The organism is Morganella psychrotolerans (genome assembly GCF_965118875.1).
Lineage (GTDB): Bacteria > Pseudomonadota > Gammaproteobacteria > Enterobacterales > Enterobacteriaceae > Morganella > Morganella psychrotolerans_C.
In genome coordinates, this window is record NZ_CBCPJD010000019.1 from 77,929 (window position 1) to 93,402 (window position 15,474).

The 15,474-nt window shown below is 45.3% G+C and carries 11 protein-coding genes; 7 read left to right on the forward strand and 4 right to left on the reverse strand.

Annotation, left to right across the window (positions count from 1 at the left end; all coding sequences use genetic code 11):
• Positions 1–9 precede the first annotated feature (9 nt).
• From ACMHKJ_RS16670 to ACMHKJ_RS16685, 4 genes are all read left to right on the forward strand, one after another.
• On the forward strand, positions 10–675 hold the full coding sequence (locus ACMHKJ_RS16670) for a 3-oxoacid CoA-transferase subunit B (RefSeq protein WP_413495685.1): 666 nt from the start codon (positions 10–12) through the stop codon (positions 673–675).
• Positions 672–1,994 carry a TIGR00366 family protein gene (locus tag ACMHKJ_RS16675; protein WP_413495664.1) on the forward strand — a complete coding sequence of 441 codons (1,323 nt, stop codon included), beginning with the start codon at positions 672–674 and terminating at the stop codon, positions 1,992–1,994. Before ACMHKJ_RS16670 ends, ACMHKJ_RS16675 begins: the two co-directional genes overlap by 4 nt.
• A gap of 23 nt (positions 1,995–2,017) precedes the next feature.
• The gene (locus ACMHKJ_RS16680; RefSeq protein WP_413495666.1) at positions 2,018–3,202 is read left to right on the forward strand and encodes an acetyl-CoA C-acetyltransferase; all 1,185 of its coding nucleotides are present in this window, start codon (positions 2,018–2,020) and stop codon (positions 3,200–3,202) included.
• Between the two features lie 551 nt (positions 3,203–3,753).
• On the forward strand, positions 3,754–4,086 hold the full coding sequence (locus ACMHKJ_RS16685; protein WP_413495667.1) for a helix-turn-helix domain-containing protein: 333 nt from the start codon (positions 3,754–3,756) through the stop codon (positions 4,084–4,086).
• Positions 4,087–4,533: 447 nt separating this feature from the next.
• On the opposite strand, the gene ACMHKJ_RS16690 is transcribed toward ACMHKJ_RS16685, so the two are convergent.
• Both ACMHKJ_RS16690 and megL read right to left on the reverse strand, forming a co-directional pair.
• A complete protein-coding gene (locus ACMHKJ_RS16690; protein ID WP_413495669.1) occupies positions 4,534–5,817 on the reverse strand; it encodes an SLC5/6 family protein in 1,284 nt (427 codons plus the stop codon).
• Positions 5,818–6,054: 237 nt separating this feature from the next.
• On the reverse strand, positions 6,055–7,251 hold the full coding sequence (megL, locus tag ACMHKJ_RS16695) for a methionine gamma-lyase (RefSeq protein WP_413495671.1): 1,197 nt from the start codon (positions 7,249–7,251) through the stop codon (positions 6,055–6,057).
• A gap of 769 nt (positions 7,252–8,020) precedes the next feature.
• On the opposite strand from megL, the gene ACMHKJ_RS16700 reads away from it, so the two are divergent.
• On the forward strand, positions 8,021–9,658 hold the full coding sequence (locus ACMHKJ_RS16700) for a sigma-54 interaction domain-containing protein (protein ID WP_413495673.1): 1,638 nt from the start codon (positions 8,021–8,023) through the stop codon (positions 9,656–9,658).
• 4 nt (positions 9,659–9,662) lie between these two features.
• Here the strand turns inward: ACMHKJ_RS16700 and phrB are convergent, their stop codons facing one another.
• A complete protein-coding gene (phrB, locus tag ACMHKJ_RS16705) occupies positions 9,663–11,096 on the reverse strand; it encodes a deoxyribodipyrimidine photo-lyase (RefSeq protein WP_413495675.1) in 1,434 nt (477 codons plus the stop codon).
• Between the two features lie 63 nt (positions 11,097–11,159).
• Positions 11,160–12,662: a glycine betaine/L-proline transporter ProP gene (gene proP, locus ACMHKJ_RS16710; RefSeq protein ID WP_413495677.1), complete on the reverse strand. Its 1,503-nt coding sequence runs from the start codon at positions 12,660–12,662 to the stop codon at positions 11,160–11,162.
• A gap of 1,219 nt (positions 12,663–13,881) precedes the next feature.
• On the opposite strand from proP, the gene ACMHKJ_RS16715 reads away from it, so the two are divergent.
• Both ACMHKJ_RS16715 and ACMHKJ_RS16720 read left to right on the forward strand, forming a co-directional pair.
• Positions 13,882–14,193 carry a helix-turn-helix domain-containing protein gene (locus ACMHKJ_RS16715; protein ID WP_067368614.1) on the forward strand — a complete coding sequence of 104 codons (312 nt, stop codon included), beginning with the start codon at positions 13,882–13,884 and terminating at the stop codon, positions 14,191–14,193.
• A 260-nt stretch (positions 14,194–14,453) separates the two neighbouring features.
• A complete protein-coding gene (locus ACMHKJ_RS16720) occupies positions 14,454–15,431 on the forward strand; it encodes a LysR substrate-binding domain-containing protein (protein WP_413495679.1) in 978 nt (325 codons plus the stop codon).
• Positions 15,432–15,474 lie beyond the last annotated feature (43 nt).

The window sequence follows — 15,474 nt, forward strand, 5'->3', positions numbered from 1 at the left end:
AAAACAATGATGAATGCAAAAGAACTGATTGCCCGCCGTGTAGCACTGGAACTGAATGACGGGGATGTTGTTAATCTCGGGATTGGTCTGCCGACGCAGGTTGCGAACTATTTACCGGAAGGTGTGCATATTACCCTGCAATCGGAAAATGGTTTTCTGGGTTTGGGGCCGGTGACAACACCGCACAAAAATCTGGTCAATGCGGGCGGACAGCCCTGCGGTATTTTGCCGGGTGCGGCGATGTTTGACAGTGCGTTTTCCTTTGCGTTGATCCGTGGCGGTCATGTGGATGCGAGTGTCCTGGGCGGCTTACAGGTGGATCAGCATGCGAATCTCGCGAACTGGGTTGTGCCGGGCAAGATGGTGCCGGGCATGGGCGGTGCGATGGATCTCGTGACCGGCGCACGTAAAGTTATTATCGCGATGGAGCACTGTGCAAAAGATGGTACAGCCAAGATTTTATCTGACTGTACGATGCCGCTGACCGCCGTGGATGCGGTTGATGTGCTGGTGACAGAGCTGGCGTTATTCCGTTTTGAAAATAAACAGATGGTGCTGTGTGAGTTTGCGCCCGGTGTGGATATTGACACTATCCGTGAGAAAACAGGTGCGCAATTTATTGTTTCGCCCGATCTCTGTGAGATGCCGTCAGGTGTTACTGAGGAGGTTGTATGATCCGAAGTATCTCCCGTGTGATGACCCGTGTGGTGAGCCGCTATCTGCCTGATCCGTTGATCTTTGCAATGCTGCTCACGATGCTGACATTTATCATCGCACTTTCACTGACACCAAGCACACCGATGGATCTGGTGAATATGTGGGGGAACGGATTCTGGAATCTGCTGGCGTTTGGCATGCAGATGGCATTGATCATCGTTACCGGTCATGCCCTGGCAAGTTCTCCGCCGGTTAAACGTATTTTACGGATGACCGCGTCACTGGCAAAAACCCCTGTTCAGGGGGTGATGTTAGTCACCTTCTTTGGTGCGATCGCCAGTGTGATTAACTGGGGCTTCGGATTAGTTGTCGGCGCAATGTTTGCGCGTGAAGTGGCGCGCCGTGTTCGTGGCTCCGACTATCCGCTGCTGATTGCCTGCGCCTATATCGGATTTATGACATGGGGCGGCGGTTTTTCCGGCTCAATGCCATTGCTGGCGGCAACGCCGGGTAACCCGGTTGAGCATATCGCCGGGCTTATCCCTGTCAGTGACACTATTTTCACCCGCTACAATATTTTTATTACCCTGTCTCTGATCGCCATCCTGCCTTTTGTTACCCGTCTGATGATGCCGGGTAAAGGGGATGTGGTGACGGTCGACCCGGCACTGCTGGAAGAAGAACCTGATTTCCAGAAAAAATTACCGAAAGATGCTCCCATATCAGAGCGTATGGAGGAGAGCCGGATTATCACATGGATTATCTGCCTGCTCGGATTTAGTTTCCTCGCGATGTATTTCATTAAGAATGGTTTCAATATCACCATTAACACCGTCAACATGCTGTTCCTCCTGACCGGTCTGCTGCTGCACAAAACCCCGATGGCCTATATGCGGGCAGTCAGTTCCGCAACAAAAAGTACGGCCGGGATTCTGGTGCAGTTTCCGTTCTATGCCGGTATTCAGCTCATGATGGAAGGCTCCGGATTAGGCGGCCTTATCACTGAGTTCTTTATCAATGTTGCAGATAAAGATTCTTTCCCGCTGATGACCTTCTTCAGTTCCGCGTTGATTAACTTTGCCGTGCCGTCCGGTGGCGGACACTGGGTTATTCAGGGTCCGTTTGTTATGCCTGCGGCACAGGCACTGGGTGCTGATCTGGGTAAATCAGTTATGGCCATCGCCTACGGTGAGCAGTGGATGAACATGGTTCAGCCATTCTGGGCGCTGCCGGCACTGGCAATCGCCGGCCTGGGTGTCCGGGACATTATGGGGTATTGCATTACGGCACTGCTCTTCTCTTGTCCGATTTTTATCATTGGTCTTGTTTTTCTTTAATAACAAAAGGATAAAGAAAGAAAATGAATAATATCGTTATTGTCGGCGCGTTGCGTACCGCTATCGGAAGTTTTAATGGCGCCCTGGCGGATGTCAGTGCTGTTGAACTCGGCACCACCGTCGTGAGTGCATTACTGAGAAAAACAGAGCTTGAGCCGGGTCTCGTTGATGAAGTGATTATGGGCAATGTGCTACAGGCAGGCACAGGGCAGAATCCTGCACGGCAGATACAGATAAACAGCGGCATTCCGGATGAGGTTTGTTCCTGGACCGTTAATAAACTGTGTGGCTCCGGGCTTAAAAGTGTCGCCCTGGGTGTTCAGGCTATCAGTAACGGGGATGCGGATATCATTATTGCCGGGGGTACGGAGAATATGAGCCAGGCTCCTTACCTTCTGGACAGCCGTGCACGTAAAGGCTTACGTCTGGGCGACGGCGTGGTGCAGGATTCATTGCTGAAAGATGGTTTGATGTGTTCAATCCATGGTTATCACATGGGGGTTACCGCAGAAAATATAGCAAAAGCGTATAATCTCAGCCGTGAAGATCAGGATGCCATTGCGCTGGCATCTCAATTAAAAGCGGAAAGCGCTATTACATGCGGAGCATTCAAAGCAGAAATTGTGCCGGTCACAATTAAAGGCCGTAAAGGTGATGTGATTGTCGATACAGATGAATTCCCGAAAGTCGGTTCAACGGCGGAAGGGCTGATGAAATTACGTCCGGCATTTGATAACGAAGGAACAGTGACAGCCGGTAATGCGTCCGGTATCAATGATGGCGCTGCGGCACTGATGCTGATGACAGAAACCCGCGCTAAATCTCTCGGGTTAGTCCCGCTTGCCAGAGTTCGTGGCTATGCATCCGGTGGTGTTGCGCCAGCACTGATGGGACTCGGTCCTGTACCGGCAACGCGGAAAGTCCTGGAAAAAACAGGTTTGTCACTCAGTGATATTGACTTGATTGAAGCTAACGAGGCTTTTGCTGCGCAGTTCCTTGCGGTCGGGCGTGAGCTTGGTTTTGATCCGGAAAAGGTGAACATTAACGGCGGTGCTATTGCGTTGGGCCATCCAATCGGGGCAAGTGGTGCCCGGGTTCTGGTCACGCTGCTGCATGCATTGCAGGCTCAGAATAAGACGCTGGGGCTGGCGACGCTGTGTATCGGCGGCGGGCAGGGAATTTCGATGGTTATTGAGCGCCTGCAATAGCAGTGTCTGCCACTGTTTTTCTATTGTTATCTCACCCGGCTCCGGCCGGGTTTTTGTCTGTTTTTTTGCCTTATTAACAAAAATGCAGATAAGTTAATTTTCCATACGAAATATTTACAATAATTTAATTTATTAACTTTTGTTTATTAGTCTAATTATGATTATTGAATGAGGTATTATTCTAAAAACAAGGGTTATTTGTCAAACACATCTTTTTACATCCTGTAAAAACTCGGTATTTAGACTGCATTTAAGTCAAAGCGCATTTATTTTCTTATTATTTGGCATATAACACCTAATGTACTAATTCATTTCACTTTTAATCGATTTATATTTTGAGTTATTATACTCTTACATCATGATTTTTAAGGTGAAACATGCCGTTACATTCAGTCATGCCTGCCCCTTGTTTTACTCACAAACAGCAGATCCTTTGGTTTTTTAAAAATGCCCCTATCTACGATAAACTACTTATAGATTTAAGTGTTTATTCTATGATCCGTAAACTAAATAAGGAATTTTAGTGATGGTCTGTATAGGGTTATTGATTAATGATAAAAAAATATGCGGTATCCGAAGCTATCGGACAAGTTATCAGGCAATACCGGAGCAACGCGGGGTTAACAACAAAACAACTGGCGCACAGAATAGGGATTAGTCAGCAACAACTGTCCCGTTATGAGCGGGGTGTTAACCGTATTGATGTCGATACGTTATTACGTGTCAGTCTGGCGTTTAAAATAACCCCGGGGCGTTTCTTTGACGAAATGAATGAATCTTACACAGGATCCGAGCCGCCCGCCTATGAAGACGGGGAGGGGGATATACAGGAGATCCGTATGAGCCTTATTGCGGATAGTATAATTTCACCCCGTGATTTTTAATTATTACATATTTTGATTTTTACATCATAAACAGAATAGCAGGGATGATTTACTGATTATTTGACTGTATTTTTTATGCGCAGAAATTATACGCAGAAAATAGTGGGCTCAAAGGTAACCGGCACCGTCCTTTTGTCCGGCAAAAAGCGGGAGATATAATCTCCCGCAATATGCTGACCGGTGAAGAAATTTAATAATAGGGTCAGAAGGACAGAGGTTCGTTATTTATATAGCAGTGCTGAGTTTTTTAACGTCACAAAACCGGTATATGGTACCGGTTTTGTGTGTAACATTTATACTCTTATTCATTCAAACTACAGGTTCGTTGGCGGTACTCACCTACCCGGGTCACATAGTTTACCTATGCTCTCCGGCGGGCGGACCTTGCCGCCTGCCTGTATCTTGAATGACGTTGGGTATATGTCGTTCTGTTTTTATTCAGTCCGGTTACTCAAGGTATTTAAAGAATGGCGCAATGAGCAGCAGGATACCGAATCCCATAACACACCAGGCTTTCCAGTCTTTGAATTTTTTCAGTTTCGCAACACGGAATACCAGATAAACAGGGATTAAGCAGGACACTATGGCATATAACGGACTACCAATCTGGAAGAACACAACTACAGAGAAACCGGTAGACACCCACGCTGTCAGTAATGCAACAATGAAGACAGAAATAAAGATGTTTAACAGTGTGTAGTTAATTTTCTCTTTGTCCATGAAGCGGGAGAGCAGGTTAACAGAAAGACCTTTTACCGATTCCTGGAAGCCCAGATAGATACCGAAGAACGCAGTCAGAACCGCAAAAATATTCAGTACTGTTGTCATCACACTGACCACTGCGCCGGGAATAACCTGAGCGGCAATTGCCAGGGCAGAGATGTTCTGTTCAAACGCTGATACGGCCTGCTCATGACTGATCGAGAATGTAAAAGAGAATGAGAAGAACAGGATAATGGAGACCAGTGTGATGTATGCCACGCGGTGAGCGCGGATAGCACGGTAGGTCGCCACACGTTTGTCAGATTCCAGTTTACGGTACGCGATATTCATCGGGTTCAGAATCTGAACAAAAACCGCAGAGAAGAAAGCAAACGGGACAGTTAACAGTACGTCGCGGGTAAAATCGCCTAACGCCGGGAATGCAGTGATATTATTGAAATCCCAGTGCGGGATCATCACCAGACCCAGGGAAATAATAATACCTACTTTAATGATAACCATCGGCCCGGAAATTTTGAACAGCAGTTTCTCCCCTTTAGACGCAACGAAAATCAGCGCAGAAAAGACAACGACGCGATATATCAGTGAGTCAGAGAGGACACCTTCTGTAACGCCGAAGGTATGGAGGTAAGAGGCACTGTCGAAAATAACGGAAAGAGAATAAATAAATATACCGTGGATAAGCATCAGGAAGTAAATAATCCCCAGTGCGACACCCCAGTTACTGCCGAGATACTGTGTAATAATGTTTGTGTAGTCTTCACACTCTTCACTTTCAGACAGCGTATTCATATATAACTTCTGCAACATATACGTTGCCGGATACGCAATCATGAACGCTAAAATAAATACCCAAATACCTTTTAAGCCAATCTGGATTGGCATTACAACCGTACCTGCACCAATCGCCATACCAATACAAAGTACTACCCATCCGGCGTCATACATTGTAAACGGTATTTTGCCCAGCGCTTTTGCGGGATTCTCGGTTGAGGTCATGTCCGCCATACTAAGCCCCCTTAGTTTTCATTATAATTTATTGTGATTATGGTTTTTAAAAAATGTCAGCACAGCTTTATTTTTTTGTTACTGCTAAAAGCGTTTTTCAGATACTTAAAGAGCACGCAGATGAATTCAGAGTGGCTCCCGTGAATTTTTCCGCGTGCTCCGTGTACTCATCCCGCTGCGTTATTCAACGACGACGGGATGAGTACATTACTGATGACTTAATTTTTCGTTCCGGTATTAAGCAACAGCTTTCGCGATTGCTTGTTCCAGGTCGGCAATGATGTCTTCAGCTGTTTCCAGACCAACGGAGATACGAATCAGACCGTCAGTGATACCTGCTTTCAGACGCTCTTCAGCCGGGATCGGTGAGTGAGTCATTGAAGCAGGGTGTTGGATCAGGGTTTCAGTATCGCCGAGGCTTACTGCCAGCAGACATAATTCAACGGAATTCATTACTTTACGGCCTGCTGCAATACCACCTTTGATTTCAAAGCTGATCATACCGCCGAAGCCGCTCATTTGTTTTTTCGCTAATTCGTGCTGTGGGTGAGATGGGAGGCCCGGATAGAATACCGATGTGATGTTCGGGTTAGTTTCTAAGTATTGAGCAACTTTCATTGCGTTAGAGCAGTGACGTTCCATGCGCACATGCAGTGTTTTCAGACCACGCAGAGTTAACCATGCGTTGAACGGGCTCATTACGCCACCGGTGATGTCTTTAACACCAACCAGACGGGCAGGAACCAGGAAGTCAGCAGGACCGACAATCACACCACCGATAACATCGCCGTGACCATTGATGTATTTAGTGACACTGTGAACCACGATGTCTGCACCTAATTCCAGTGGACGCTGGCAGTACGGAGACATAAAGGTGTTATCCACAACCAGCATAGCGCCGCCTTCGTGAGCAACATTTGCAGCAGCTTCGAGGTCGATCATTGCCAGAGTCGGGTTAGCAGGAGTTTCGACATACACCATTTTGGTGTTTGGTTTCATTGCTGCTTTGATGTTTTCAGGATTATCAGCACGAACGAAAGTGACTTCGATACCGAACTTAGGCAGAGAGTGAGACAGCAGTGCATAAGTACAACCGTACAGAGTGTCAGAAGCAACAATATGGTCGCCCTGGCCACACATGGTCAGAATAGTGGTAGAGATTGCAGAGATACCGGAGGCTGTTACCAGAGCGGCTTCACCGTTTTCCAGGACACGCATTTTTTCTTCTAATGCTGCGTTAGTCGGGTTACCTAAACGGGAGTAAATATAACCTTCTTCTTCTAATGCGAAACGTGCTGCCCCTTGCTCTGCGCTGTCAAAAACGAATGTAGAGGTCTGATAGATTGGGGTTGATAACGCACCTGTCAGTGGATCAGGTTGCTGACCAGCGTGAACAATCTTAGTGTCATAACCTTTATTCGAATAATCGTGCATATATCCTCCAGGATAAAAATTTTTATTTTGCCAACATGTGTTGTTGCAGTAATAAAAGCAACATGCGTGCCAACTCCGGAGGAATTTTTATAACACATTGAATTAAAATGAATAAATAACTTTAACGCATAAGTTAGATGATGTCAGCAGGAAAGAAGTGGAAAGTTAACTGTAAGAAATAATGACAAAGTGGAACGAAAGTTGACAGTGAGTTGCCACTTTCTGATAGACCTGACAGAAGAGTTAATCACATAGCGGGGTAAAATCAGATGTGTGTCACATTATAGCCCCAAAAACGAAGAGTGATCCAGATCTCTTTTTAAATTTTTTCCTGAACCGATATGTCCTGCTGTTGATAATGATCAACGCTTATACCCATATTTATTTAAACTTCAGGTTCGTTGGCTGCATCTTGAATGAATAAGGGTATAGAGGGCCGGGTTGTTTTAACTGCCACATTTCCAATTAGTTACCACGTGGCTACTTTGTGAGCCAGCTCAGGTATTGCATGTGATTTTTTCATAGAATTGAGATATCTGCCGGATACAGGTACGTAAATCTTGTTTATAGTAAGTAACGCAATAAAACCTAAAATAATAATTACACCCCGTATGATGAGCATGCTTATCGTACGGTTTTTTTATTCCGCTTTATTTTGTTTTTATTTCACACTTTGTTTACTGCACCGGGTTTGTATCTTTCGGGTTAACTCTGGTGAGTGAGCAAAAGTTTAAGCACTACATACCACTAACCGGGAGTGGCTAAACACATGTCTGCATATAGATGGTTGATTAATACCATTGACCGCGTCGCCATGGTGGAAGAAGTCATCAATGAGTTTTCCGTGTCTGAAATCAGCATTAATTCCATGGAAGTATTTCCATGCAAAATTTATGTCAAATTCAATGCGGAATGTGAGCGTGATGTCAAACTCCTGCTGAGTAAACTCCTTCTTAATCCTGATGTTATCAGCATCACCCGCTCTAAACTGCAACCCTACGAACGCAAAGAAAAAGAGCTTCAGGCGATACTGGAATCCACCACTGACGGCATCATCGGGATCAATAATCAGGGCAATATCAGCTACTTTAATAAAGTCGCTGAAGAATTTTTCTCTGTATCAAGGGAAAATATTGTCGGGATAAATATCAGTAAAATTCTCAGCACTAAAAACCAGGAAGTTATCACCAAACTTCTTGGCGGTAACAGTTTTGATCACTATCAGATGGTTACCGGCACAGCAAAAGGTGAGCTTTACTATATTTGTTCGGGACGACCTATCCTCAGTGAAGAGTCTCAGGTGATGGGCGCGGTGATTACCTTTAAGAGCCTGCGCTCTGTTCAGCAGATGGCATCATCGGTAAATAAAAGTCTGCCATTCAGTTTTGACGATATTATCTGTGAAAGTGAAATCATGATCAATCTGATTGATTTTGCTAAGAAAATATCAATAAGTCCGTACACGGTGCTGATCCGGGGGGAAACCGGAACCGGTAAAGAGCTGTTTGCCCGCGCAATTCATAATGCCAGTGACCGTAATGGTCATCCGTTTGCACCGATAAACTGTGCGGCATTGCCGGAAAATCTGATTGAAAGTGAGCTGTTCGGCTATGAAGGTGGTGCTTTCAGCGGAGCAAGTAAAGGCGGAAAAATGGGATTATTTGAATCCGCCAATCACGGTACTGTTTTTCTGGATGAGTTCGGCGAGCTTTCTCTTATTCTGCAAAGTAAATTACTGCGCGTATTGCAGGAGGGCGTGATCCGCCGGGTCGGCGGGCACAAAGAAGTGCCTGTGGATGTGCGGATTATCGTGGCGACGAACCGGAACCTGGAAGAGATGATCGAGAATAAATCGTTCCGTGAAGATCTCTATTACCGGATTAACGTGATCCCGATAAATATCCCGCCGCTGAAAGAGCGTAAAACAGATATTCCACTGTTATTACAACGGTTTATCAGTAAATATACAGAGGAACTGAATAAGCGGCTCAGTTTGTCTCAGGATGCCTATCATCAACTGATGGCGTATTCATGGCCGGGAAATGTCCGTGAATTACAGAATGTTATTCTGCGGGCTATTCATCTGGCATCCGGGGCTGAAATTACAGTTAAAGACTTATGGCTGCCTCATGAAGAAGTGATGGCAGCACCGGTGCGTCAGCAGCCGGCAAACCGGGCAGAGAGTATATCCGTGCAAGATTCACCGCAGGAGGAATACAGCCTGAAAGAGTCTATTGCCCGGCAGGAAAAGAATCTGCTGGAAGATTATCTGCGCCGTTACGGTTCTGCCCGCAAAGTGTCACGCGAAATCGGAATGTCTCATACCACGGTACTGAACAAAGCCCGTTATTACGATCTGGAACACTTGCTGACCTACCGTTCTGTCCGGCGGCAGACACATAAATAGGCGATTACCGCCCGTCATCTTTTATTGCAGTGTGGCGGGCCGTTTCGTAGGCTTCAATAGTTCTGATCCGCGCCATACTGTGATCAACCATCGGATGTGGGTAGTTAAGCGCATACTGATTTTTGTCAGCCCATTCATGCGGTGTATGAATATATTTTACCGGGACTGCGGCGAGTTCCGGCAGCCAGCGGCGGATAAAACTGCCGTCAGGATCAAAGCGTTTCCCCTGAGTGACCGGGTTAAAAATCCGGAAATATGGCACAGAATCATGCCCTGTTGATGCTGCCCACTGCCAGCCACCATTATTGGCGGCAAATTCACCATCGACTAAGTGCGACATAAAATAGTGCTCTCCGCGCCGCCAGTCGATTAATAAATCTTTTACCAGAAAGCTTGCGGTGATCATCCGCAGGCGGTTGTGCATCCAGCCCGTTTCATTAAGCTGACGCATTGCCGCATCCACAATCGGGAATCCGGTTTTTCCCTGTTGCCAGGCGGTGAGTGCGTCACTGTCCGGTGACCAGATAATAGACTCTGTCCAGCGCTGCATAGGGCGGTGGCGGCTCAGATCCGGATTCAGAGCCAACTGGTGGATATAAAACTCACGCCAGATAAGTTCGCTCAGCCAGGTATAACCGCCACTTTCAGGTTCATCTGTCACCATCGGGAAATTCAGGCGAAGAGTGCTCAGGCACTGGCGTACAGAGATAATGCCGGTTGCCAGATATGCCGAGAGCTGACTGGTGCCGCGGAGTGCAGGAAAATCCCGTTGCTCACGGTAGTCAGCCGCATCCCGCTGACAGAAATCAGCCAGCCGTTGCAGTGCTGCATCTTCACCGGACGGAAAAAGCGGATGCTCTTGTGCGGTCAATCCGGTATCTGCCGGTGTTACCGGTGCACCTTGTGCTTGTGGTGCGGGCAGAACGCGGACATTCGTTTGCATCAGTATGTTAAGAAATGCACGACGGAAAGGTGTGAAGACTTTATAGATCCCACCCTGTTGTGTACTCACGTCGCCCGGAGGCAGCAACACACTGTCATCAAAGGTATAAAAACGGCAGGTATCCGGCAGAATGGCGGCAAATCGCCGGTCACGGCGCTGTTCATTCAGTCCGTACTGGTTATTGGCATAGACGGCAGGTGTTTTGTTTTTCCGGCACCATTGTGCCAGCCAGTCTGCGGCATCTGCATAGGTACTGCACGACTGAACATGCAGGGTGATACCCAATGCGGCTGCGGCAATATTCAGCGCACGCAGCTGACAAATAATCAGCGCCTGCTGCGATGCGGACATCGCATGTTGTTCCCATTGCTGCGGTGTGGCAGTAAATACCAGTGTCACGTTGCGGTGCGCCTGACAGGCGGCGTGCAGAGCCGTATTGTCTGTCAGTCGCAGATCCTGACGCAGCCAGACAACAGCCGGTACTGAGTCCGTCATAGCTTTTCCTCTGTTCGCATTATAAAAAAGCCCGCGTCATAAGAGGCGGGCCGCAATGCAAAACTAATCTAATTTAGGATGTTGATCAATCAATGATTGTCTGCGCTTTTGCAGTGTCTCAATTTCGTCATCAATGTCTTCAATTTTGTGCTCAATATTATCGTAATGCTCAAGCAGGATCTCTTTGGCTTCAGCCCGGTCAGATGCGGCAGGTGTTGCTCCGCGTAACGGTTTGTTTGCCGTTTCCTTCATTATGATACCTGTGGCCAGACCGATGACGGCAATAACCATCAGATAATACGCAGGCATATAAAGATTCTGTGTGGTCTCAACCAGCCATGCTGCCGCGGTTGGTGTGGCACCTGCGACAAGAACAGAGATATTGAATGAAATTGCCAGGGCGCTGTAGCGGATTTTTGTCGGGAAGATAGCCGGTAAAATGGAGGCCATCACGCCGGTGAAGCAGTTCAGTAAGATAGCGAGGATTAATAATCCTAAGAAAATCAGTCCGATAACATCGCTGTTAATCAACATAAAGGCCGGTACAGACAGAAAAAATAATCCGATACTGCCGGCAAGGACAAAGGGTTTACGCCCGATGCGGTCACTCATCATCCCGATTAATGGTTGTACAAACAACATACCAATCATGATAGCGATAATAATCAGCACGCCGTGGTCTGCGCTGTAGTTCAGGTTATGAGACAGATAGCTCGGCATATATGTCAGCAGCATATAGTAGGTGACGTTGGTGGCAATCACCAGCCCGACACATACCAGCAGGCTTCTGCCGTATTTTGAGGCAATTTCGCGTAAAGTAACCCGTGGTTTATCTTCACTGGCCCCCGGATTTGCGTTTTCCATATCAGCAACATGTTGCCGGAACGCCGGTGTTTCTTCCAGAGCATGACGCAGATAGAGGCCAATCACACCCAGTGGCAGCGCGAGGAAAAACGGAATACGCCAGCCCCACTCATGGAAGCTCTCTTCCCCGAGAATACTCGAAAGCAGAACCACAACACCCGCACCACAGACGAAACCTGCGATAGAGCCGAAATCCAGCCAGCTTCCCATGAATCCGCGTTTGCGATCGGGAGAGTATTCCGCGACAAAGATAGCTGCACCGGAATATTCACCCCCGACGGAAAAGCCCTGTGCGAGTTTTGCCAGTAATAATAAGACCGGCGCCCAGATGCCGATAGTGGCATAAGACGGGATCAAACCAATACAGAAGGTGCTGACAGCCATAATAATGATGGTGATGGAGAGAACTTTCTGGCGACCGAACTTATCGCCCATAATACCGAAAAACAGACCACCGAGAGGACGTATCAGGAAAGGTACGGAGAAAGTAGCCAGTGCGGCGATCATCTGGACGCCGGGTGATACTGCCGGGAAAAAAACCTGACCCAGGACATAGGCTAAGAAGCCGTAAACCCCGAAATCAAACCATTCCATGGCATTACCGAGTGATGCGGCAGTAATTGCTTTCTTTAACTTTCCGTCATCAATTATGGTTATATCATTGATATTCATTGGTTTTTGTTTTGTTTTCTTGCGTCTCATCGTTGTATCCTTTTGTTCCGTTCCGGGTGGATTAACGTGACGGTTATTCACCAAAATCCACAACGATTGTATTTATAATAGTGGATTAATCGGTAACAGGAGATATCTAACACTAAAGTGATAAGTATAAACACGTAGATATTTTTGTATTCACTTATGTTGTTAAATATATTGGTTGATCCGGTATAGCACAGCTAACGCCGTATTGTGTGGTGAGCTGATGGCAGGATAGGGAGAATAGGAAAGTATGATGTTGTAATAACCAAAAAAAGTACCTGTATTTTGAATTAAGGTCATCTAATTTATCACAAATAACACATTTCGTAAAATAAATGGTTTTTTCTGCTGGGTTTTACTGGTGTATATGGTTGTTTTTACTGATATCTTAATGATATTCACTTTAAACGTTTGTGTTGATTTCTGTGTCTGACGCAGGGCAGGATAATGCACCAAAACATAAATATAAACATTTTTATCAGCTATTTTGACGACAAAGCAGGTAACGCTGTCAATAAACCTGTATTTAATTTAATAATCAAAAAAAGGAAGAGAAAAAAATGGTGTTAACAGCAGATTGTAACAGTCGGAAATGTTATCAGAATGTTTCGTCTGGTTTCTCAATTTTCTCTATGATCTTTTCTGATAATTACGGCATTCGTAATTAACTCATGATGACGGGGTTGAATAATTTCTTTACGTAATAATAAGATAATCTTTGGATTTATATCCTGTGTAATGATAATTCACAGTTATAAGTGCTAATGGATATTTTAGAAAGTGTAAGTTGTTTCAAGATATATCGTTTTTTTTACATTTAATTACGTGTTAATAAGTATTAAAAGAAAAATATTTAGCATTATCTATCGATGATGAGCTGATTTTGTTTTAGTGGTTTATACCTAGTTTACTTGTGAGTTAAATGGTAAATATACGATAATACATAGGGTTATCACTCTTTCACTCACCGAATAATTCTTTTTTTACAATTCGTTAAGGCTTGGGTGTGTAGGTTTCAATTTGGTAAATGAATATGTAATATGTGTTTCAATATGTGTATGGTGCTGGTATGAACAAGTACCTTCATGTAGTAGTTAAAAAAACAACAAAGAGCAAAACTTTGTGAATATCAATTGGTCCACTTTCTTTAATTAACGCATATTTTGTTAGTTATCAGAGTTCACTCTGATGATGATCGCAGCTATATGTGAGGGATAGCGACATGACCAAAGCAAAAAACTCAATAGCCCGTGCTGTTGGGCAAAAAATTCAGGTGTTACGAAAAGATCACGGTATTACTGCCGCAAGACTGGCTGAAATGATTGAAATCAGTCAACAGCAAATGTCACGTTATGAACGTGGTGTAAACCGTGTGGATGTTGATTGTTTAGTCCGTATTGCGGATATCTTTGAAGTACCGGTTGGTTGGTTCTTTACTGATATTGAAGGGCGAAGCAAGCGCGACGGGGCAAATGAACGGGAATCCTGGAAAGCGGAAACTGTTATTTTGCCTGTTGAATCCGAACTGATGTGATTTCGTGATAACTGAGTAAAGCTCAATATTATCTCAAAAATCCGTTATTAGCGTGCTAATAACGGATACCGCTTTTTGTAAAAAATCTGTTTTTTCTCTGTTTTTATTTAAACAGACCAACACATTTACCATTGCCCCATCCCGTTTTGTGTGTTTATTTCTTCATCATCCGCCTTGTGCTATCATTGGTGATACACAGCAGTCGTATTTATTAATAATTTTAATATTTTTAATCCGTTTTATAACTGGATAATTAAGCAATGAACATTAATCAGCTCAAAAGTTTTGTTGAGGTGGTCAGAAGTGATTTTAATATCACGAACGCTGCCGAAAAACTGTATACATCGCAGCCAACGGTGAGTAAACAGCTTAAAATTCTTGAAGATGAACTGAACGTTTCTTTATTCAACCGGAAAAATAATAACTTATTATCACTCAGTCCGATTGGTGAAGAAGTTCATCGTGTTGCCTGCGACATTCTTGCGCAGTTTGATAAAATTAAAAGCCTGGTATCTAACGAAGACAGCACAATAAAACAGAATCTCCGTATTGCCACGACTCATACACAGATCCGCTATAAATTACCGAAAGTCATTGAGCGCTTTAATGCCCGTTATCCGAACATTTCCCTGCATTTTCATCAGGGAGCGCCTGCGCAGCTCGCAGAGATGGTTAAGAACGGAGATGTGGATTTTGCTATCGCAACAGAGTCGCTGCATCTGTATGACGATTTACTGACCCTGCCGTGCTATCAGTGGTCCCGCAGTGCTATTGTGCCGCATGACCACCCGTTGGCGCAGCATGAGCAACTGACGATTGGAGAACTGGCTAATTATCCGCTGATAACCTATGTATTCGGATTTACCGGGCGCTCCAAGCTGGATCAGGTCTTTTATCAGAATCGCCTGACACCCAATGTGGTATTAACCGCCGTCGATACTGAGATTATTAAATTTTATGTAAAACGGGGAGCGGGTGTGGGGGTTATTTCATCTGTGGCGTTTGATTCACAGGAAGACAGTGAAACACTGCGTTGTATTAATATCGGAAACCTGGTAAAGCCAAGCTATACCCATATTTGCATCAGTCGTCATACGCATCTGAAAGACTATATGTATGACTTCATTTCCTGTTATGCCCCGCATCTTGACCTGAATTATATTCATCAGCCGGAACAGTGGTTACCTGCTGATCAAGGTGCCCGGGATGTGCTCTACCGCGCATTACCTGAGCTCTGATATACCCTTATTCATTCAAACTGCAGGTTCGTTAGCTACGCTC